This window comes from Nocardia sp. SYP-A9097, assembly GCF_009649815.1.
Taxonomy (GTDB): Bacteria; Actinomycetota; Actinomycetes; order Mycobacteriales; family Mycobacteriaceae; genus Nocardia.
Window position 1 is genome coordinate 316,530 of record NZ_WJIC01000005.1, and the last position, 20,358, is coordinate 336,887.

At 66.0% G+C, this 20,358-nt stretch carries 22 protein-coding genes; 17 read left to right on the top strand and 5 right to left on the bottom strand.

What is annotated here, in order from left to right; all coding sequences use genetic code 11:
• Positions 1–50 precede the first annotated feature (50 nt).
• Positions 51–485 carry a MarR family winged helix-turn-helix transcriptional regulator gene (locus tag GFY24_RS13880; protein WP_228566276.1) on the bottom strand — a complete coding sequence of 145 codons (435 nt, stop codon included), beginning with the start codon at positions 483–485 and terminating at the stop codon, positions 51–53.
• Positions 486–571: 86 nt separating this feature from the next.
• Here GFY24_RS13880 and GFY24_RS13885 point away from each other — a divergent pair, with 86 nt between their 5' ends.
• The 5 genes from GFY24_RS13885 to GFY24_RS13905 all read left to right on the top strand — a co-directional run bounded on the left by GFY24_RS13885 (position 572) and on the right by GFY24_RS13905 (position 4,488).
• Entirely contained in the window at positions 572–2,332 is a 1,761-nt protein-coding gene (locus GFY24_RS13885) for an ABC transporter ATP-binding protein (protein ID WP_153805427.1), read from the top strand.
• A gap of 138 nt (positions 2,333–2,470) precedes the next feature.
• Complete coding sequence (locus GFY24_RS13890; RefSeq protein WP_153805428.1) at positions 2,471–2,641, top strand: hypothetical protein; 171 nt, start codon at positions 2,471–2,473, stop codon at positions 2,639–2,641.
• A 146-nt stretch (positions 2,642–2,787) separates the two neighbouring features.
• A complete protein-coding gene (locus tag GFY24_RS13895; RefSeq protein ID WP_153805429.1) occupies positions 2,788–3,417 on the top strand; it encodes a hypothetical protein in 630 nt (209 codons plus the stop codon).
• 10 nt (positions 3,418–3,427) lie between these two features.
• Positions 3,428–4,102 carry a serine/threonine-protein kinase gene (locus GFY24_RS13900; protein ID WP_194852857.1) on the top strand — a complete coding sequence of 225 codons (675 nt, stop codon included), beginning with the start codon at positions 3,428–3,430 and terminating at the stop codon, positions 4,100–4,102.
• Positions 4,103–4,332: 230 nt separating this feature from the next.
• Positions 4,333–4,488, top strand: coding sequence for a hypothetical protein (locus tag GFY24_RS13905; protein WP_153805431.1), 156 nt, complete (start codon positions 4,333–4,335; stop codon positions 4,486–4,488).
• Between the two features lie 5 nt (positions 4,489–4,493).
• Here GFY24_RS13905 and GFY24_RS13910 read toward each other — a convergent pair whose 3' ends face one another.
• Complete coding sequence (locus GFY24_RS13910; RefSeq protein ID WP_309230827.1) at positions 4,494–5,942, bottom strand: aminotransferase class I/II-fold pyridoxal phosphate-dependent enzyme; 1,449 nt, start codon at positions 5,940–5,942, stop codon at positions 4,494–4,496.
• A 123-nt stretch (positions 5,943–6,065) separates the two neighbouring features.
• Here GFY24_RS13910 and GFY24_RS13915 point away from each other — a divergent pair, with 123 nt between their 5' ends.
• Genes GFY24_RS13915 through GFY24_RS13955 form a run of 9 tightly spaced genes read left to right on the top strand, consistent with a single transcriptional unit; the run spans position 6,066 to position 15,219 of the window.
• Positions 6,066–6,902 carry a nitrilase-related carbon-nitrogen hydrolase gene (locus GFY24_RS13915; protein WP_153805433.1) on the top strand — a complete coding sequence of 279 codons (837 nt, stop codon included), beginning with the start codon at positions 6,066–6,068 and terminating at the stop codon, positions 6,900–6,902.
• Positions 6,902–8,320: a dihydropyrimidinase gene (gene hydA / locus GFY24_RS13920; RefSeq protein ID WP_375336040.1), complete on the top strand. Its 1,419-nt coding sequence runs from the start codon at positions 6,902–6,904 to the stop codon at positions 8,318–8,320. Before GFY24_RS13915 ends, hydA begins: the two co-directional genes overlap by 1 nt.
• Before the next feature lie 19 nt (positions 8,321–8,339).
• Positions 8,340–9,377 (top strand): TIGR03842 family LLM class F420-dependent oxidoreductase, encoded by a 1,038-nt coding sequence (locus GFY24_RS13925; protein ID WP_153805435.1) that lies wholly within the window; start codon positions 8,340–8,342, stop codon positions 9,375–9,377.
• Positions 9,374–10,276 carry an ABC transporter permease subunit gene (locus GFY24_RS13930; protein ID WP_309230828.1) on the top strand — a complete coding sequence of 301 codons (903 nt, stop codon included), beginning with the start codon at positions 9,374–9,376 and terminating at the stop codon, positions 10,274–10,276. The genes GFY24_RS13925 and GFY24_RS13930 overlap by 4 nt, the downstream gene beginning before the upstream one ends.
• Positions 10,273–11,124, top strand: coding sequence for an ABC transporter ATP-binding protein (locus tag GFY24_RS13935; protein WP_153805436.1), 852 nt, complete (start codon positions 10,273–10,275; stop codon positions 11,122–11,124). Before GFY24_RS13930 ends, GFY24_RS13935 begins: the two co-directional genes overlap by 4 nt.
• Complete coding sequence (locus GFY24_RS13940; protein WP_309230829.1) at positions 11,121–11,894, top strand: ABC transporter permease subunit; 774 nt, start codon at positions 11,121–11,123, stop codon at positions 11,892–11,894. The genes GFY24_RS13935 and GFY24_RS13940 overlap by 4 nt, the downstream gene beginning before the upstream one ends.
• Positions 11,891–13,033, top strand: coding sequence for an ABC transporter substrate-binding protein (locus tag GFY24_RS13945; RefSeq protein WP_153805437.1), 1,143 nt, complete (start codon positions 11,891–11,893; stop codon positions 13,031–13,033). The genes GFY24_RS13940 and GFY24_RS13945 overlap by 4 nt, the downstream gene beginning before the upstream one ends.
• Positions 13,034–13,066: 33 nt before the next feature.
• Positions 13,067–13,699 (top strand): TetR/AcrR family transcriptional regulator, encoded by a 633-nt coding sequence (locus tag GFY24_RS13950; protein ID WP_153805438.1) that lies wholly within the window; start codon positions 13,067–13,069, stop codon positions 13,697–13,699.
• Entirely contained in the window at positions 13,696–15,219 is a 1,524-nt protein-coding gene (locus GFY24_RS13955; RefSeq protein ID WP_309230830.1) for a glycosyltransferase family 39 protein, read from the top strand. Before GFY24_RS13950 ends, GFY24_RS13955 begins: the two co-directional genes overlap by 4 nt.
• Positions 15,220–15,231: 12 nt before the next feature.
• Here the strand turns inward: GFY24_RS13955 and GFY24_RS13960 are convergent, their stop codons facing one another.
• Entirely contained in the window at positions 15,232–15,966 is a 735-nt protein-coding gene (locus GFY24_RS13960; protein ID WP_309230831.1) for a peptidylprolyl isomerase, read from the bottom strand.
• Positions 15,967–16,135: 169 nt separating this feature from the next.
• On the opposite strand from GFY24_RS13960, the gene GFY24_RS13965 reads away from it, so the two are divergent.
• Positions 16,136–16,816, top strand: coding sequence for a TIGR00266 family protein (locus tag GFY24_RS13965; RefSeq protein ID WP_153805439.1), 681 nt, complete (start codon positions 16,136–16,138; stop codon positions 16,814–16,816).
• A gap of 346 nt (positions 16,817–17,162) precedes the next feature.
• Here the strand turns inward: GFY24_RS13965 and GFY24_RS13970 are convergent, their stop codons facing one another.
• A complete protein-coding gene (locus GFY24_RS13970; protein WP_228566277.1) occupies positions 17,163–17,681 on the bottom strand; it encodes an NUDIX domain-containing protein in 519 nt (172 codons plus the stop codon).
• A gap of 142 nt (positions 17,682–17,823) precedes the next feature.
• On the opposite strand from GFY24_RS13970, the gene GFY24_RS13975 reads away from it, so the two are divergent.
• Complete coding sequence (locus tag GFY24_RS13975; protein WP_153805440.1) at positions 17,824–18,204, top strand: nitroreductase family deazaflavin-dependent oxidoreductase; 381 nt, start codon at positions 17,824–17,826, stop codon at positions 18,202–18,204.
• 145 nt (positions 18,205–18,349) lie between these two features.
• Positions 18,350–19,894: a glycosyltransferase family 39 protein gene (locus GFY24_RS13980; RefSeq protein ID WP_309230846.1), complete on the top strand. Its 1,545-nt coding sequence runs from the start codon at positions 18,350–18,352 to the stop codon at positions 19,892–19,894.
• A gap of 79 nt (positions 19,895–19,973) precedes the next feature.
• Here GFY24_RS13980 and GFY24_RS13985 read toward each other — a convergent pair whose 3' ends face one another.
• On the bottom strand, positions 19,974–20,327 hold the full coding sequence (locus GFY24_RS13985) for a helix-turn-helix domain-containing protein (RefSeq protein WP_153805442.1): 354 nt from the start codon (positions 20,325–20,327) through the stop codon (positions 19,974–19,976).
• Positions 20,328–20,358 lie beyond the last annotated feature (31 nt).

Here is a 20,358-nt window from a genome sequence, read left to right on the forward strand (position 1 = left end):
GAACGTCAGGGCCGCAATCTCCTTCGAGATCGCGGCCCTTTCGTGTGTGATCAGCCTCGGCGCGGTGTCGCGTCGAGTTCGGCGAGGATCTCGCGCAGGGTCTCGCGGCGTTCGGGGGAGAGGTTCGAGAACAGTTCGCGCGCGGCCTGGACTCGGGCGTCGGCCATCCGGGCGAGCAGGGCGCGCCCCGCGTCGGTGAGGGTGACGAGAATGGCGCGGCGGTTGGCCGGGTCGGGGGCGCGGGTGAGCAGTCCGGCGGACTCGAGGGCATCCACGACGGTGGTGGCCGAGCGCGGCACGATGCCGAGTCGTTCGGCGAGATCGGACATGCGCAGTGACTCGCCCGTACGGTCCAGGGTGCGCAGCGCGCGGGCCTGGGCGGGGGTCAGGCCCAGTGGCGCGAGGTTTGCCATCTGGGCGTGCCGAATGCGTTTGGCGGTGCGTAGATACAGGTCGGGCAGGTCGCCGTCGGATGCCTTCTCCATATTGCTGAGCATAGCTCACTGTTGTATGGAATAATTGTGAGTCTAGCTCAGTTATTGGGAGCGATTCTTCATGGAAGGAGGCGCCTATGGCTGCCCGATCCGAACTGCGCCGGATACTCCGGCTGTTCCACCCCTATCGTTCCCGGCTCGCCCTCGTGGGTGCGCTGGTCGCCTTGTCCTCCATCGTGGGGCTGGCCTCACCGTTCATGGTGCGCGGAGTTATCGATACCGCGCTGCCGAACGGTCGCACCGGGCTGCTGACCCTGCTCGCGATCGGCATGATCGCGGTCTCGGCGCTCACCGCGGTATTCGGTGTCTTGCAGACCTATCTGTCGACCGCGGTCGGGCAGGAGGTCATGCATGATCTGCGGACCGCGGTCTACGCGCGGTTGCAGTCCATGCCGCTCGCCTTCTTCACCGCGACGCGCACCGGAGAGGTGCAGTCGCGCATTGCCAATGACATCGGCGGTATGCAGTCCACGGTCACCTCCACCGCGACCTCGCTGATCTCCAACTTCACCTCGGTGCTCGCGGCGGTGATCGCCATGATCGCGCTGGACTGGCGGCTGACCATGGTGTCGCTGCTCATGCTGCCGTTCTTCGTATGGATCTCGCGCCGAGTGGGTTCCGAGCGCCGCCGTATCACCGGACAGCGGCAGAAGCAGCTCGCCGGTATGTCCGCGATTGTCGAGGAGTCGCTCTCGGTGAGCGGGATTCTGTTGGGGCGCACCATGGGTCGCTCGCCCGCGCTGGTCGATGACTTCTCGCGCGAATCACGTGGCCTGGTGGACTTGGAGATTCGCTCCAGCATGGCCGGTCGCTGGCGGCAGTCGACCATCACCATTGTGATGGCGGCCATGCCCGCCGTCGTCTACTGGGCGGCCGGATTGACCGTTGCCGCAGGGCATCCGCTGGTCTCCATCGGCACGCTGGTCGCGTTCACAACCTTGCAGGCCGGTTTGCTGCGCCCCGCTGTCATGCTGCTCTCGACCGGTGTCGAGGTGCAGAGTTCGCTGGCGCTGTTCACCCGGATCTTCGAATACCTGGATCTGCGACCGGATATCGCGGAACCCGAGCAGCCGGTGGCATTGCCCATCAAGGGTGTGACCGGTGCGGTGCGGTTCGACCAGGTCGGCTTCGCCTACGACCCCGCCGACCGGAATGTGCTGCACGACATCGATATCGGCGTTCCCGCCGGCACGAGTCTGGCCATTGTCGGGGAAACCGGTTCGGGCAAGACGACTCTCGGCTATCTGGCCGCCCGGCTCTACGATGCGAGCTCGGGCAGCATCACCGTCGACGGAATCGATGTGCGGGACTTGAGTTTCGCCGATCTCTCCGCCACCGTCGGCGTGGTCTCCCAGGAGACCTACCTGTTCCACGCCTCGGTCGCGGAGAACCTGCGCTTCGCCAAACCCGATGCCACAGACGAGGAACTGTACGCCGCCGCCCGCGCCGCGCAGATCCATGAACACATCGCCGGACTTCCCGACGGCTACGACACCAAGGTCGGCGAACGCGGCTACCGCTTCTCCGGTGGCGAGAAGCAGCGCCTCGCGGTGGCCCGCGCCATCCTCCGCAATCCCCCGATCCTGGTCCTCGACGAGGCCACCAGCGCACTCGACACCCGCACCGAGCGCGAGGTGCAAGCCGCCATCGACGCACTCTCCGAAGGCCGCACCACCATCACCATCGCGCACCGCCTGTCCACCATCCGCAATGCCGATCAGATCGTGGTCCTCGATCACGGCGTGGTCGTCGAACGCGGCACGCATGCGGAACTGCTGGCGCGCAATGGTTTCTATGCCGACCTGCTCGCCCGCGACGAGGTACTCGCGGTCGCCTGACCAGCCCGCACTCCGGGTCAGGGCCGGTGCCGCGACGGGCGCGTCACCGCGCGGGTGCCTGTTATAGTCCGTTCAGAACCCTTGCCGCACAGTCCGATCGAGGTGGCGGGTGGTGGGCCGGCCGCGGGAGGTGACCCGGTGGACATTGCTGCGGGTACCGTTTTCGCGGGGTACCGGATCGAACGCCGGTTGGGGTCCGGCGGTATGGGGACGGTCTATCTCGCGCGGCATCCGCGACTACCGCGTCATGATGCGCTCAAGGTGTTGTCGGCGGAGCGGTCCAGCGGCGCGCGGTATCGGGCTTCCTGAGGGAGGCGGGAAGTCGCTGCGCGAGTACGGCATCCGAATCTGGTCACGGTGCACGATCGCGGTGAGCAGGACGGGCGGAACAATTCGACGATGAGCCGATCGATCGACGCTCGGACGTCTATGCGCTGGGCTGCACGCTCTTTCAGATGTTGACCGGGGAGCTGCCGTTCGTCCGGGACGCTCCCGGTTCGGTCATGTACGCGCACATGCATGAGGACCCGCCCAGCCCATCGGACCTGAATCCCGCGGTGCCGGTGGGTTTCGACGCGGTGGTGGCACGGGCGATGGCCAAGCGCCCGGAGGATAGATACGACAGTTGTGAAGAGCTGGCGACCGCGGCGCGCGCGGCAGCGTCGGGCGAGCTCGGTGCGCAGGTGGGGCGATCGCGCGGCCTGAAAAGATTTGCGGTGGTGTTGGTCTTGCTGCTGCTGGTCGCCGCCGGGGTCGTGGCCGTGCGGGAATTGCTGCCGGGTGCGTCGCCGGTCGGTCCGGCCGCCGCGGTGCGGCCCGTGTCCGGAACCATCGATCCGGCGTACTGGGCGGGGTACGCCTATATCGCGCAGACCTTTCCGAATCTGTTGCCGCCCACACCGTATGGTGGCGGATATCAGGAATTGACCGCCTGCATCCCGACCGGCGCCGGTGCGGACGACTGGGTGACTCAGCTGCCACTCGGGGAGCTGTACTGTTTGGGCAATTCCGATCCGGTCTACTCGGTGTTCATCACCTGCAATCTCGATCGCACACGCGGCGCATCCGCGACTGCCGCGCCGTGACGCGCTGAAGGTGCTGTCGCCCGGCGGCGGTGACGATTTCGAGTTCACCGCCCGGTTCGTGCGCGAAGCGGAACTGGTGGCTCGGCTCGAGCATCCGAATATCGTGCGCGTGTACGACCGCGGCATCGAACGCGGATGTCTCTGGCTGGCAATGGCTTTCGTGGACGGGGTCGATGCCGCCGAGCTGCTGCGCGGCAATCCGGCGGGTCTGCCGCCGGAGCGGGTAGCGCATATTGTCGCCGAGGTGGGGCGCGGGCTCGATGAGGCGCATCGGCTCGGCCTGTTGCACCGCGATGTGAAGTCGGCGAATATTCTGCTCGAATCACGGTCCGGGGAACCGGATCTGGTCTTCATCTCGGATTTCGAAGTAGCCAGGCCGATGGCCGAGTCCGAGGTGCTGACCGAGGACGGGACGGTACTCTCCGCGCTGGCCTACGCGGCACCGGAAGCGCTGGCCGGCGAGGCGGTCGATCAGCGGGTCGATGTGTACGCGCTCGGCTGCACCCTGTTCGAATTGCTCACGGGTACGGTGCATTTCCCGGCGTCGAGTCCCGGCCATAGCGTCGAGCGTCGTATCGCAGTCTGCGGTCGCGCCGGACAGCACCACATCCTGGGGTGCCTACGGTTTCATCGTGCGGGCGCTGTCCACGCTCTTACCGTCGACACCGCTGGACAGTGGCTATAAAGCGACTCGATGCGTCCCGGTCGATGACGATCGCGGCGCCGTCAAGATCACCGCTCCGCTCGGTGCCCTCCCGGGTATGCGGTGCAATGGGAACGGCCGGCCCGTCGAATGGCTGTTCGTGACATGCAATGCCGACCGCACTCCCATGACCATCGCGGCCGACCCCGGCGAAACCGTACTGGGCGAACAGCATTGGCAGCACACCTCCGGCGGTGGCCGCATGATCTGGCGTGAGCTCCGGCGGCGATGCTGCCGACGGACAGCTGACCGGCGTACTGCACATCCAATTCGACGATCCCGCAAGGAATTTCTGCGGACTCGACGCATTGGGCGGCGCCACCGGCCAGGAGTTGGCCGACCGTTGGTGGCCCGATGTCCCGCTCTGAGCGGGTCAGGTGCGGCGAATCCGGCGGTAGGTGGGCGCGGCGGCCGCGGCGGCGGCGAGATGTGCTGCGAGCTCCGGAATGTCGCCGTTGTGCAGGGCGGCGATGGTGAGGCGAAGGTGATCGGTGTGTGGGTCGGTGACCTCGAATGGTCCGCCGGGCGCGGTTTTGATGCCGGAGGCGGCCAGGGAGATCATGGCGGCGTTCTCGTCGGCGACCGGGAGCCAGAGGTTGATGCCGTCGCCGCGTGCGACTGCGATGCCTTGGCGGGTAAGGGAATTGCGTAGGGCGTCGGCTCTGGTGCGATAGGTGGTGCGGGCGGTGGCCACGGTGGTGCGGGCGGTGTCGTCGGTGAGCATGTGGAGTAGGACGCGTTGGAGTAGGCGGCTGGTCCAGCCGGGGCCGAGCATGCGGCGTTCGATGACCGGGTCGAGGTAGTGGGCGGGGCCGCCGACTACGGCGAGGCGCAGGTCCGCGCCGTGGGATTTGGAGTAGGAGCGGATGTGGACGGTTTTGGTGGGAAGGCGGCTGCCGATGGATCGGATGGGGGTCCGGGCGATGCCGTCGGAGTGGTCGTCCTCGATGACGAGAAGCGTTGCGTCGGTGAGGATATCGGCGAGTTCGCGGACGCGGGTCGCGGAAAGGGAAGCGCCGGTGGGATTTTGGGCGCGGGGCTGGAGCAATAGGACGGTGGCGGAGTGGCGATGCAGGGCGTCGGCGAGCTCGCTCGGAAGTAGGCCGGATTCGTCCATGTGCACGGGGACCGGGCGCGCGCCCAGGCGGGAGAGCAGGTCGAGGAAGGGCGGGAAGCATGGGTTCTCCACGAGGACCGCGTCGCCGAGGCGGACATGGGCGGTCAGGAGGCGGTCCACGGCGTCGAGTGCCCCGTCCAGGACGGTGAAGCGTTCGGCTCGCATGGGCCAGTCGGCACGGACGGTGGCCTCGAGTTCGGGGAGGACCGGTTCGCCGAGGTAGGTGGCGGAGAGGTCGTCGATGGCGTTCTCGCCACCGAGGGCGCGCAGGGCGGCAGTGAGGTCGGGCAGGAGCGCCGGATCGGGTACGCCGCGGGACAGGTCGATGCGAAAGTTGTTGTCGGACTGGGAATGCAGGCGCCGGTAGCGGCCCGCGGCGGTGACGGGGGGTGGCTGCGGGGGTGTGCCGACGAAGGTTCCGGCACGACCGCGCGCCACGATGGCACCGGCGGCGGCGAGGGCGCGCCACGCCTGGTTGACGGTCGCGGGGGAGACCTTCAGGACCCGGGAGACCTCGCGGACGGTGGGGAGGCGGGTGCCGGGTGGGAGCGCGCCGGCGCGAATACGGCGGCTGACGGCGGCGGCTATGCCCGCGGCGGTGCGGTCGTGGACCCCCGACAGGAAATCGACGGCGTCGGGACCGGCCGGGACCGTCGCGGCGTTTACCGCGCTTTTCGGTACGACCGGGCCGAGTTCCGTTGTCACGCTTTTCATTCTGCGGTGGCGCACGCGCGGGGAACGGTGTCGTCCCCAGGATTTACGGTCACGAAACTGTTTCCGTCAAGTTGTAACACAACGAAATTCGTTTCAGGTGCAGTATCACAAAGTATGGCAATCGTTCGAGCTGCGCTGGTCCAGACGAACTGGACCGGCGACAAAGAGTCCATGATCAAGGCGCATGAGGATTATGCGCGGCAGGCCGCTGCGGCCGGGGCGAAGGTGATCTGCTTCCAGGAGCTGTTCTACGGGCCGTATTTCTGCCAGGTCCAGGACGCCAAGTACTACGAATACGCCGAATCCGTACCTGGACCCACGGTGGACCGGTTCGCGGCGCTGGCGCGCGAACTGGGCATGGTTATGGTGCTGCCGGTGTACGAGCAGGAGCAGTCCGGGCTGCTGTACAACACCGCGGCCGTGATCGACGCCGATGGCAGCTACCTCGGCAAGTACCGCAAGCATCACATTCCGCAGGTCAAGGGGTTCTGGGAGAAGTTCTACTTCCGCCCCGGAAATTCGGGCTGGCCGGTATTCGATACCGCGGTCGGCAAGGTCGGCGTCTACATCTGTTACGACCGGCACTTCCCCGAAGGCTGGCGGGCGCTGGGCCTGGCGGGCGCGGAGATCGTATTCAATCCCTCGGCGACCTCGCGCGGCCTGTCGAGTTACCTCTGGAAGTTGGAGCAGCCCGCCTCCGCGGTGGCCAATGAGTACTACATCGGGGCCATCAACCGGGTGGGCATCGAGGAACTCGGCGATGACGATTTCTACGGGACCAGTTACTTCGTCGATCCCGAGGGCAAATTCGTCGGTGAGGTCGCCTCGGACACCAGCCCGGAACTCGTCGTGCGCGACCTCGATATGGATTTGATCAAAGTGGTGCGCGATCGCTGGGCCTTCTATCGCGACCGCCGCCCGGACGCCTACGGACCGTTGGTGAACCCCTGATGCGTACCTTCATTCACGGCGGAACGGTGGTGTCGCCCACCGGATCCCAATTGCTCGACGTCCTCATCGACGGGGAAACCATTGCGGCAGTGGTGCAACCGGGTTCGACCGCGCTCGGTGCGGACCTGGCCGCGACCGCCGAGGTGGTCATCGACGCGACTGGCAAGTATGTGATTCCCGGCGGCGTGGACTCGCACACCCATATGCAGATGCCGTTCGGCGGTACCGAAGCCTCGGACACCTTCGAGACCGGAACGCGCGCGGCGGCCTGGGGTGGCACCACCACCATCGTCGACTTCGCCATTCAGAAACCCGGTGAGCGCGTTCAGGACAGCCTGGCACTGTGGCATCAGAAGGCGTCCGGCAAATGCGCCATCGACTACGGCTTCCACCAGATCATCGGTGACGTCAATACCGAATCCCTCAAGGGCATGGCGGAATTGGTGTCCGAGGGTGTCACCAGCTTCAAACTGTTCATGGCGTACCCGGGCGTCTTCTACTCCGATGACGGCCAGATCCTGCGTGCCATGCAGACCGCCGGCGATCTCGGTGCGGTGCTGATGATGCACGCGGAGAACGGGATTGCCATCGATGTGCTTGTCGAGCAGGCCGTACAGCGCGGCGACACAGCCCCGTACTTCCACGGCACCAGCAGGCCCTGGCAGCTGGAAGAGGAAGCCACCCACCGCGCCATCATGCTGGCGAACGTGACCGGTGCGCCGCTGTACATCGTGCACGTCTCCGCGAAGCAGGCCCTGGAACAGATCGCGACCGCACGCGGTAAGGGCCAGAACGTCTTTGGTGAAACCTGCCCGCAGTACCTGTACCTCTCCCTCGAAGAGCAGTTGGGCGCACCGGGTTTCGAGGGCGCGAAGTGGGTGTGCTCCACCCCGCTGCGCTCGCGCGAGGAGGGCCATCAGGACGAGCTGTGGCGGTACATCCGCACCGGCGACATCGCCAATGTCGCCACCGATCACTGTCCCTTCTGCATGAAGGGCCAAAAAGAGCTCGGGCTGGGCGATTTCAGCAAGATTCCGAATGGGATCGGCGGCGTCGAACACCGCATGGACCTGATGTTCCAGGGTGTCAAGGACGGCCGCATCTCCCTGGAGAAGTGGGTGGAGATCTGCTGCACCACACCCGCGCGCATGTTCGGCATGTACCCGCGCAAGGGCATTATCAGCCCCGGTGCGGACGCGGATGTGGTCATCTACGACCCCAACGGGCACACCAGTATCGGGCTCGGCAAGACCCATCACATGAATATGGATTACTCCGCCTACGAGGGCTTCGAGATCGACGGGCATGTGGACACCGTGCTCTCACGCGGCCGGGTCATTGTCGACGGCGGGGAATACCGGGGCAGTACCGGTCACGGCCGATTCGTGAAACGCGCACTGTCACAGCACCTCATCTGATTCGAACGGAGAGTTCCGCATGGATATCGGTGTGGTCCTGCAATGCACACCGCCCGCCTCCCGGGTGGTCGAGTTGGCGAGAGTGGCCGAGACGCACGGCTTCTCGCATGTGTGGACGTTCGACTCGCATCTGCTGTGGCAGGAGCCGTATGTCATCTACAGCCAAATCCTGGCGGTGACCCGGAAAGTCGTGGTTGGGCCCATGGTGACCAATCCGTCCACCCGGGACTGGACGGTCACGGCGTCGGCCTTCGCCACGCTCAACGAGATGTATGGCAATCGCACCATCTGCGGTATCGGACGCGGTGATTCGGCCGTGCGCACGCTCGGCGGACGGCCCGCGAATCTGGCGACACTGCGCGAATCCATCGATGTCATCAGGGAACTCGGCAATGGGCACGCGGTCACCATCGGCGACACCACGGTCAGGTTGCCATGGGCGGGGGACTCGCGACTGCCGGTGTGGGTGGCCGGATATGGTCCGCGCGCACTGGATCTCATCGGTGAAGTAGCCGACGGGTACATTCTCCAGCTGGCCGATCCCGATATCACCGCATGGACCATTGCCCGGGTGCGTGCCGCCGCCGAGCGTGCCGGGCGTGATCCGAACGAGGTGACCATCTGTGTCGCCGCACCCGCGTACATCACCGACGGCAGCGAGTCCGGGCTGAAACACGCACGGGAGCAATGCCGTTGGTTCGGTGGCATGGTCGGCAACCACGTCGCGGATATCGTCACCAGATACGGCGCCGGCAGCGAGGTTCCGGCCGCGCTCACCGAATACATCGCGGGCCGGCAGGGTTACGACTACAACCAGCACGGCCGGGCCGGAAATACGCACGCGGACTTCGTCCCCGACACGATCGTGGACCGCTTCTGCCTCCTGGGCACGCCCGATGAGCACCTGGTGCGACTGCGCGAATTGGAGGCGCTCGGCGTCGACCAGTTCGCGGTGTACCTGCAGCACGATGCCAAGACCTCGACCCTCGAGGCATATGGCGAATCGGTGCTGCCGCGCCTGGCCCATCCGGTGACGGCGACAGCGAGCGCGTCGTGACCACTGCTCTACCCAAGGCGCAACTCGCTCTACCGCAAGCCAGAGGACTGCTCTACCCCGTCGCCGCGCTCGGATTGCTTTTGGTGGCATGGGAATTGGTGAAGGTGCTGGTGCCGGAGAACGGTGTCAGCATCGGCGATCAGCGTATCCTGCCGCGCACCTCGGCGGGTGCGCTGCCGCATGTGTGGGCGGTGTTCACGGTGCTGGGGGAGAAGGACGGTAAACGTACCGTCGGCGCGACCCTGCTGCACACCGCCGGATTCACGCTCGGGCTGGCGCTGCTCGCGCTCGTGCTCGGCACGATTGTCGGGGTCGCCCTGGCCGTGGTCATGCAGCGGTTCTCCTGGGTGGAGCGCGGCCTGCTGCCGTATGTGATTGTCTCCCAGACGGTTCCACTGATCGCCCTCGCACCCCTGGTGGCCGGCTGGGGCGGCAAGATCCATATCGCCGGTCGGCCATGGGAACCATGGATGAGCATTGTGGTGATCGCCGCATACTTGGTGTTCTTCCCGGTCGCCGTCGGCATGCTGCGCGGATTGCAGTCGCCCGCAAAAGCTTCGGTGGAACTCCTGCACAGCTGTGCCGCCGGATGGTGGCGCACGCTCATCCATCTGCGCCTGCCCGCCGCCATCCCGCATCTGCTGCCCGCGCTGCGCCTGGGTGCGGCCGCCGCGGTGATCGGCGTGGTCGTCGCCGAGATCTCCACCGGGACGGCGGGCGGTATCGGCCGTCAGATCATCGTCTTCTCCCAGCAGTCCACCGGTAATGCGGCCCGGTTGTATGCGGCGGTATTCGCGGCGGCCCTGCTCGGGGTGGTGCTCACCACGCTGGTGGGGCTGGCCGAGTTCGCCCTGCGCCGCTACAGCAGGCCCGGCCATTCGTCAGGAGGTACCCGTTGACCGTCGAGACATCACTATCCGAAGACTCTTCGGCGACAGCGGATTCCGTGCCCGCCGTGGAATTGGGCGCTGTCGGGAAGATCTTCACCGCCGGATCGGTGACCGCCTTGCAAGAGGTGAGCCTGACGGTCGCGGCGGGCGAATTCGTCTCCTTCATCGGGCCTTCCGGCTGCGGTAAGTCGACTTTGCTGCGCATAGTCGCCGATCTCGAACAGCCGAGTTCGGGAACCGTTGTGGTGCACGGGAAGACCGCGCGCAAGGCCCGCCTCGACCAGGACTACGGCATCGCCTTCCAACAGGCCGGTCTGCTGGACTGGCGCACCGTGCAGGAGAACGTCGAACTCCCACTGCAATTGCACGGCATAGGTAAACGCGAACGCCGCGCCCGCAGCGCCGAACTCCTCGAAATCACCGGCCTCACCGATTTCGCGCGCCGCTATCCGGCCGAACTGTCCGGCGGAATGCAGCAGCGCGTGGCTATCGCCCGCGCCCTGGCCCGCAAACCACCACTGCTGCTCATGGACGAACCCTTCGGCGCACTCGACGAAATGACGCGCGAACGGATGCAAGGCGAATTGCTTCGCATAGCCGAAGAGACCGGGGCCGCAGTTATTTTCGTGACGCACTCGATTCCGGAGGCGGTCTTCCTCTCGGATCGTGTCGTGGTCATGACACCGCGCCCCGGCCGCATCACCGCCGTGCTGGATACCGGCGGCTGGGACCGTGACGGCGAGACCGATGTGCGCTCCAGTGACGCCTTCTTCGCCTCGGTCGCCGCCGTCCGCGCGGCACTGCACGAGGGCCACGGGACCGACCCGAGTGACACAGCGGGACGGGATATCCGGTGACCAGACTGCTCAAAACCGCGCTGCCGCCGGTGCTTTTCGGCGTGACAATGCTCGTGCTCTGGCAGGTACTGACCGTGGCGGCGGGGGTGCCCTCCTTTCTGCTGCCCTCCCCGACCTCGATCGCGGACGCCTTCACCAGCAATTTCGATGCCATTGCAAAGGCCGCCATAGCCACCGGAACCAATGCGCTCATCGGTCTCGTGGTGGGCGCCTTCATCGGGATCGCCGCCGCCATGGTGGCCGTGCGCTTCGAAGTGGTCGGCGGGCTGCTCGGTGCACTCGCAGCCGGTGCGGCAGCCGTGCCCATCGTGGCCCTGGCACCGCTGCTGAACTCCATGTACTCCACCACCACCGACCTGCCCCGCCGACTGGTTGCCGCGATCGTGGTCTTCTTCCCCGTATTCGTCAGCACCGCAAGGGGATTGCGTCAGGTACCGCGCGTGCAGGACGACCTCATGACCGCGTACGCCGCCACCGGCTGGCAGATCACCCGCACCGTACGCCTGCCCGCCGCGCTCCCACATCTGTTCACCGGCTTACGCATTGCCGCGCCGGGAGCGGTGATCGCCGCCATCATCGCCGAATACTTCGGCGGTCTACAGCACGGCCTCGGCAGCCGCATCACCTCCGCCGCCGCCAATACCGCCTATCCACGCGCCTGGGCCTATGTCGTGGCCGCCATGATCCTGGGCCTGATCTTCCTCGCCGCCGTCCTGCTGCTGGAACAACTCACCCGCCGACCCCGCACCACCCTCTGGAGATCCGAATGAGAAGTACCACACCCAAATATCGATTCCGGGCCTGTCTGGCCGTCGCGGCGCTGGGACTGGCAGCGCTGACGGCGTGCAGCACCACCGACAGCACCACCACCTCCGACGGCCTCACCAAGGTGAAGCTGCAACTGCAGTGGTTCAAACAGGGCCAGTTCGCCGGCTACCTGGCCGCTGTCGACCAGGGCTTCTACAAGGAGCAGGGCCTGGACGTCGAAATCCTCGACGGCGGAACCGATATCGTGCCGCAGACCGTCCTCGCACAGGGGCAGGCCGACTACGCTATCGCCTGGGTGCCGAAGGCCCTGGCCTCCCGAGAGGCCGGAGCGGGCATCACCGATGTGGCGCAGATCTTCCAGCGTTCGGGCACCAAACAGGTGTCGTTCAAGAACGCGGGCATCAGCGGTCCCGGCGATCTGCGCGGCAAGAAGGTCGGAAACTGGGGCTACGGCAATGAATTCGAGCTCTTCGCGGGTATGACCAAGGCGGGTATCGACCCGGCCAAAGACGTCAAGCTCGTCCAGCAGCAGTTCGATATGAACGCCTTCCTGGCGCACGATATCGATGCGGCACAGGCCATGTCGTACAACGAGTACGCGCAGCTGCTCGAGGTCGAGAACCCGGCCACCGGAAAGCTCTACACCGCAGACGATTTCGCCACCATCGACTGGAACGACCAGGGTGTGGCCATGCTGCAGGACGCCATCTGGGCGAACACGTCCAAGCTGAAGGACACTAAATACGCCGATCAGACGGTGAAGTTCATCGCCGCCTCGCTGAAGGGCTGGGCTTTCTGCCGTGACAATGTCGACAAGTGCCGCGATATCACCGTGGCCGCGGGCTCGACGCTCGGTGCGAGCCATCAGCAGTGGCAGATCACCGAGATCAACAAGCTGATCTGGCCCTCGCCCAATGGGATCGGAATGATGGACAAGGCCGCGTGGGATCGCACCGTCACCATCGCCAGATCCACCAAGAATCAAGAGGGCGCGACAGTGCTCACCAAGGATCCGGACGCGGACGCGTACTCCACCGAGTACGTCACCAAAGCGCTGGATCTCTTGAAATCGCAGGGTCTGGATGTGAACGGCGGCGGCTACACCGCGAAGCCGGTGACCCTCGTCGAGGGCGGTAAGTAGCCTTTTGCTGACCGCCCGTCATAGAATCTGGCCATGCGGTCAGAAAATGAGCCGGGCGGTCAGCCGCGCTCGTTCATCGAGGAGGCGCGGCGGCGGCAGATCATTGCCGCGGCCGTCGAGGTGATCTCCGAAATCGGCTACGGCAATGCCTCATTGGCGCGAATCGCCAAGCAGGCCGGAATCTCGAAAGGTGTCATCTCCTACCACTTCGACGGTAAGGACGACCTGATGCGGCAGCTGGTCATCCAGCTGTACGTCTCCGGGGCCGAGTACATGACCCCGCTCATCACCGCGGTCGAGGGCTGGCGCGGCAAGGTGCTCACCTACATCGAATCCAATCTGGACTTCGTGGACGCCAATAAGCGCTATGTGGCCGCCATGACCGATGTGGTGCTCAATCTGCGTGACACCGAAGGCAAATCGGTCTTCGCGACCGTCGAGGGCGCGGACGAGGTGCTGGGCCCGCTGGCGGACCTGCTGCGAGAAGGTCAGCGCGAGGGCGACTTCGGGGATTTCGATCCCGTGCTGATGGCCAAATCCATTCGCGATGTCATCGACGGCACCGCCGGAAGAGCCATCACCGAACCGGATTTCGATGTGCGTGTGTACGCGGCTCATGTGTGCCGCATTTTCGATCTGGCATTGACCAAACAGGGGGAGCAGTGACGCGAACACTGGAAACCGAAGCCGTGCAACAGGAATCGCCGGACGAGCTACCGCCCTTCGCGCTCGGCTGGGTACTGACCCTCGCCGCGCTCGGTGGAGTCGCACTGCTGGCCACGCTCGGACAGTACGGATTCTTCGGCGACGAACTGTACTTCGTCTCGGCGGGGCACCGGTTGAGCGTGAGCTATGCCGATCAGGGACCACTGCTACCCGTCATCGCCTGGTTCATGGATCTGCTGGCGCCGGGATCGATGGTGGCGCTGCGTCTTCCGTCGGTAGTGGTGACCGTGGCGGCCATGGTGATCAGCGCGCTCATCGCCCGCGAATTCGGCGGTTCGCGTGCCGCGCAGGCGCTCACCGTCATTGCCTATGCGACCGCGCCGTTCCTGCTGGTGCAGGGAACGCAGTTGTCCACCAATTCGATCGATACCGCGCTGTGGGTGCTCATCACCTGGTTGGTCATTCGATGGGTGCGCACGCGACAGGACGGGCTGCTGCTGTGGGCAGTCGCCGCGACCGCGGTCGATCTGCAGGTGAAATGGCTGGTGCCGTTCCTGTGGGCCGCCATCGCGGTCGGCGTGCTCTGCTACGGACCGCGGGAAATGCTGCGCCGACCGGTGCTATGGGCCTGTGCCGCAGGCGTTTTCGTCACCATGCTGCCCAGCTTCATCTGGCAGGCCGGGCACGATTGGCCGCAACTCGGTATGGGCGCACAGGTGGCCGCTGAACAGGATGCGGTCGGCGGACGGCTCATATTCGTGCCCATGGCGCTGGCCTCGGCCGGTGTGCTCGGTGCGGTACTGCTGCTGGGCGGGATCTGGGCGCTGCTGCGCATGCCGGAATTGCGGACGTACCGGTTCCTGGGAGTGGTGCCGGTGCTGCTGACCATCGCCTTCGTAATCACCGATGGCCGACCGTATTACGTGGTCGGCTGCTACGGCGCGGTCATGGCGGCGGGCGCGGTATTCGCCACTCGAAAGGCCGCTGGGTGGCGGCGCTGGGCGGGTGCGGTCCTGGTGGTGGTCTCGGTGCTCGTGGTGGCGGTGACCCTGCCCCTGCAACCGGAATCCAAGGTGCAACCGGCCGCGTCCGAGCAGGACGCGTGGCGGCAACTCGGTGTCTATGGTCGATTCGGCTGGGAGGAGCTCGCCCAGGCGACGGAGGCGGCCTACCTGGCGCTACCCGTTCCGGAGCGGGAGCACGCCGTGGTTATCGCTGACTCCTATTGGCAGGCAAGCGCATTGGATCTGGACCGGAGCAAGCACGGCCTGCCGCCGGTATACAGCCCCAATCGAGGATTCGGCTACTTCGGCACTCCGCCGGACACCGCCACCACGGTGATCTGGGTCGGCGGTGACGGCACCGAACCGCGCGAACTGTGCGGCCGTGTCACCGACGTCGGGAAAGCCGATGCGCGCCTGGGTATTCCGGGCGTCACCCGCGATATCACCATCCGGCGCTGCGACCACCCGCGCGAACCCTGGTCGCGCGAGTGGCCGAATCTGTTGCGTTTGGGGTGAATCCGGACGTTCTCAGTTTTGCGTCGCGGTCACCGAGTTCAAGGTGACCTCCGCAGCGGGGGTGCCGTCGCCGGAACCGTCCTGGACTCCGGCGGCCGCAATGTTCTGCAGCACATCCAGACCCGCGGTGACCTTGCCGAACGGGGTGTAGTTCGGGGGCAGCTGCGAATCCTTGTACACCAGGAAGAACTGGCTGCCATTGGTATTCGGACCGGAGTTGGCCATGGCCAGGGTGCCCGTGGGATACGTTGCGCCCGCGAGGTTCTCATCGGTGAAGCGGTAGCCGGGGCCGCCGGTGCCCGTGGCCGTCGGATCACCGCACTGCAGTACGAAGATGCCCTGGGTGGTCAGGCGGTGGCATTTGGTGTTGTCGAAATACTGCTGCTGGGACAGGAATACGAACGAGTTCACCGTATGCGGGGCGCGGGGTGCGTCCAGCGCGATGGCGATGGTGCCGCAGGTGCTCGCCAGCGTCGCGGTGTATCCGGCATTCTGGTCGATCGTCATGACGGGCTCGGACGGCCACTGCTTACCGTTCGGCTGTCCGCCCGTCGGGGAGGCGCAGCCCGGTGCGGTTTCGAGCCGCGGACTCGGGGTGGCATCCGCGCGGCCGGTGACCAGCACGGCGACCGCGATGGTCACACCGAGCATGCCGATCCGCCGGAGCGCCTTGCGACCGAGGCGGATTCGGCGGGTGCGCCGGGCGGGTTCGCCGTCGAGGGGCTGCGCGTGCGGTTCGGTATTCACCGGTGGGGATCTCCTTCATTCGAGGATGGCGCTCGGCTGCTGATCGGACTATGCGGTCGGCATCATTCCATCTAACGGGCGCGCGCGTAGCGGGTTGGCCGGACCTGCCCGCCGGGACGCGCCGGGAGCACTCCCATTCGCCGGGTTCGCGCTGCTAACGTTCGCGCACATGAAGGTTCAACTCCGGCACAATCCGTCCTCGACCATTGCCCGCTGCTTCCTCGCCGGCGGTGAGCCCATGCGGGTCGAGAGCGGAGCCATGGTCGCGCACTCCGCCGGAGTCGCCTTGGCCGCCAAGGCCGAAGGCGGCATTATCGCCGGACTCAAGCGTTCGGTGCTGGCGGGCGAATCGTTCTTCGTCTCCACTTTCACCGCACCGCCGTCCGGTGGCTGGGTCGATGTCGCGCCCGCCCTGCCCGGAGATATGTTGGCGCTGACCATCACTCAGGATCGGCCGTTCTTCATCAGCCGCGGCGGCTGGATCGCCAATTCGCATGCGGTGACCGTCGAGGCCAAATGGGGTGGCCTGGCCAACCTCTTCGGCGGTGAGGGCGGTTTCGGCCTGCGCGCCCACGGCGACGGCGAAGTGGTCCTCGGCGTCTTCGGCGCGATCGATGTCATCGATCTGGCCCCCGGCGAACCGGTCACCATCGACACCGGTCACGTCGTCGCCTACGACCTGGCCATGAACTTCACCATCCGCCGCGCCGTCTCCGGCCGCTCGCTGCAATCCCTCAAATCAGGCGAAGGCTTCGTCTTCGACTTCATCGGCCCCGGCCGTGTCCTGCTGCAAACCCGCAACCCCGGCGCCTTCGCCGCCTGGGCAGGTTCGGCGGCCTCCTCCGGCTAGATAATATGACGCACATCACTTTCTCGAAGATCACGCATAATCGCAGTTAGAACACGTTCTACTTATTTCGGCCGTCGACAGGCGATGATTTTCTCCCGAGAATCTTCCCTGAATCAAAGTGAATCGTGCATGCTTCACAAGTCGACAAGTCATTTCACAGATGAGGAGTAGCGCGTGTCCGGATCCGCCTCGGATTTCCTGTCTCAGGTACTGATCAAGACCCTCCAGGGCCTGTTCACCGGTAGCACCGGCCAGTAGAGACGCGGAAACGCAAACGGCCCACCAGATCGCGCGGGATCTGGTGGGCCTTCCTCATGTCCGGGGTTGTTCGGCTCGGAAGCGAAGGTCAGTGGAGGAGGTGGGGGATGAGGGTGCGGGTGTCGGGGACGAAGGGCCAGGTGGGGTCGGAGAGGTGGGTGCGGAGTTCGGCGTCGGTCCACCACCAGGCTTCGGCCACCTCTTCGGGTTGGTGGCGGAAGGGGCCGTCGGAGCGGACTTCGTAGGCGAAGAGGTGGCAGCGCATGGGTTTTCCGGCCCATTCGCCATCCCAGGCGGCGGTGACCAGGTGGGTGGGGAGGGGGTCGGCGGGGCCCAATTCGATGCCCAGTTCTTCGCCCAGTTCGCGGATCGCGGCTTCGGCGGGGTCTTCGCCGGGGTCGAGGACGCCGCCCGCGAGGCAGTCGTGCATGCCCGCGAAGACGGCTTTGGTTTCAGTGCGGCGGTGGATGTAGACGCGGGTTCCGTCGAGGGAGCGGACCAGGACGCCGGCGCTGGCGTGCCAGAGGCCGGTGGCGTAGACGATCGAGCGCTCCTGGGCGCCGATTTCGCGGCCTGCGGCGTCGTATACGGCGATCATCTCCGACATGGGGCTCCCTTCCGCGGCCGCGCTGACGGTCGGGCGGGCCTGTGCTGAACCTTAGCCAGCCGCGTGTGCGCGGCGTGCACGGATCCGGTGGTGGGGGCGTAGCCTCTGGGGCGCAACCGTTTTCGCCGGAGAGGACGAGACCATGCCGCTGCCGCAGACGCTCGCGCGGATCAATCGCCGGATCAGCAATCCCGTATTGGGTGTAATGGCCCGGGTCGCACCGGGTTTCGGGATTGTCATACATACCGGGCGGAAGTCGGGGCGGGTGTATCGGTCTCCGGTAATGGTGTTCCAGCGCGACGGTGGGTATCGGATCGCGCTCACCTATGGGCGGGATGTGGACTGGCTCAAGAATATTCGGGCGGCGGAGAGCTTCGAGTTCGAGACCCGGGGGCGCACTGTGACACTCACCGATCCGGTGGTCGGGCATGACGCTTCGGCGGCCTGGGCCCCGCCTGGTATTCGGCAGGTGCTGACGGCGCTCGCGGTGGAGTACTACGTGCAGGCCCGTCTGGCTCGATAGACCTCCGCGCGGGGTGTTGCGGACCGGGCGGACGTTCGGTGTTTCGTGTGCGGGAGCGCTTGAGGTGAAGCTGTAGATTTGCTGGTGAACCGTATTCATCAGTCCGAGCTTTACCTCACCGGGCAGGAGCACGCTGTTGACCGATGTGGCCGATGGTCCGGCCCAGTCGAATTCCCCAGGGCGACACCGGGCAGCGCCGGATCGACCGGAACCCGCATGGAAGGCCATCGCGGCGGTCGCCGTATCGGCTGCTGTGGTGTTGCTGTTATCGGCGACGCGGTATGGATATTTCGGTGATGAGCTGTACTTCCTGGCGGCCGGGCGGCGACCGTCGTTCGGATACGCGGATCAGGGTCCGGTGCTGCCGTTGCTGGCTCGGCTCATGGATACCCTCGCACCCGGCTCGTACTTCGTCCTGCGGCTCCCCGCGATAGCGCTGACGGTCACCGCAATCGTGTTGTGCGCCTTGATCGCCCGCGAATTCGGCGGTGGACGCTGGGCGCAGCTCCTGGCTGCCGTCGGCTACGCCACCTCGCCATTCCTGCTGCTGCAGGGGACCATGCTCACCACCAACGCGGTCGATACCGCGCTATGGGTGATCATCACCTGGCTGGTGGTGCGCTGGGTGCGCACCCGCAACGATTGGCTGCTCCTGGCCGCGGCACTGGTAACCGCCGTGGATATGCAGGTCAAGTGGCTGATCCCGTTCTTCTGGCTGGCGGTTGCCGCGAGCAGTCTGGTCTTCGGGCCGCGCGAACTGGTGCGCCGGCCGCTGCTCTGGGCCGGCGGTGCGATCGTGGTCATCGCCACCGTGCCCGAGTTGCTGTGGCAGGCGCAGCACGACTGGCCGCAGCTCGAAATGGGCCGGGTGATCGGGAACGAACAGGGGATCCTGGGCGGACGGCTCATGTTCCTGCCGATGTCGGTGAGCCTGGCCGGATTCCTCGGCGCGCTACTGCTGCTGTGGGGCCTGTGGGTGCTGCTGGTGTGGGAATCGTTGCGGCCCTACCGATTCCTGGGCGCGACGCCGGCGCTGCTGTTTCTGGCCTTCCTGATCACCGGCGGTCGCATCTACTACGCGGCCGGAATGTACGGGGTGCTGATCGCGGCGGGCGCGGTGGGCGTGGTCGCCACCGCCGAGCACCTGCGTATCGATCTTCGACGCGCACTCGTCGCCGCTGTCACGGTATTGGCGTTGGGCGCAACGGCTTTCGTGCTGTATTCCACACCATGGCGGTCGGCCGGCGATGTGCATCCGCCCGCCGACGACGCCGAGGCCGCCATCAATATCGGCGTCTACGGCTCATTCGGATGGCATGAACTCACCGATGAGGTGGAGCGCGTCTACAACGGCCTGACGCCGCAGGAACGGTCGAACGCGGTGATTCTCGCCGACACCTATTGGCAGGCAAGCGCATTGGATGAACTCGGCCGAGATCAGCTCCCGCCCATCTACAGCCCGAGCCGCGGCTTCGGCTACTTCGGCGCACCCCCCGACGACGCCACCGCCGTCATCGCCGTCGGCGGCTACGAGGCGGTGCTGCGCTACCAGTTCGAGCATGTCGATCCGGTGGGAAAGGTGAACACCCGCATCGGATTTCCCGGCAACACCCAGGACGTGACCATCTGGAAATGCACCGGGCTGAAACGATCGTGGTCGCAGGTGTGGCCGGACTGGATGCACCTGTAGGCGATGGCTCGACCTCGCCCCGATTACGGGGCGAAGGAGGCGGATTCGAGGCGGCGGGCAATGCGGGCGGCGGAGAGGGTCATGGCATCGGTGGGGCGGTGCGGGTCCAGGCCGGTGAGGTCGTGGATGCGGCCAGGCGGTAGGTGACCGTATTACGGTGGATGTTCAGCAGGCGGGCGGTGGCCAGCTGGTTGAAACCGCTGTCCACGAAGACTTCCAGGGTCTCGGCGAGCAGGGGTTGCGGGTCGAGGGGGAGTAGGACGGCGGCCAGGCCCGCACGGGCGGGGCCGCCCGCGGCGACCGTGTACTCGAACATGAGATCGGTTCGGCGGCAGAGCATTTGCGGGCGTTCCAGGCAGCGGCCCAACTCGGCGAGGATGCGCGCCTCGGCGAAGAGCGCAGGGACCGCACCGCGGGCGGAGGCGACGGCCACGCCGACCCAGAACGCGCGTGCGGGTAGCAGC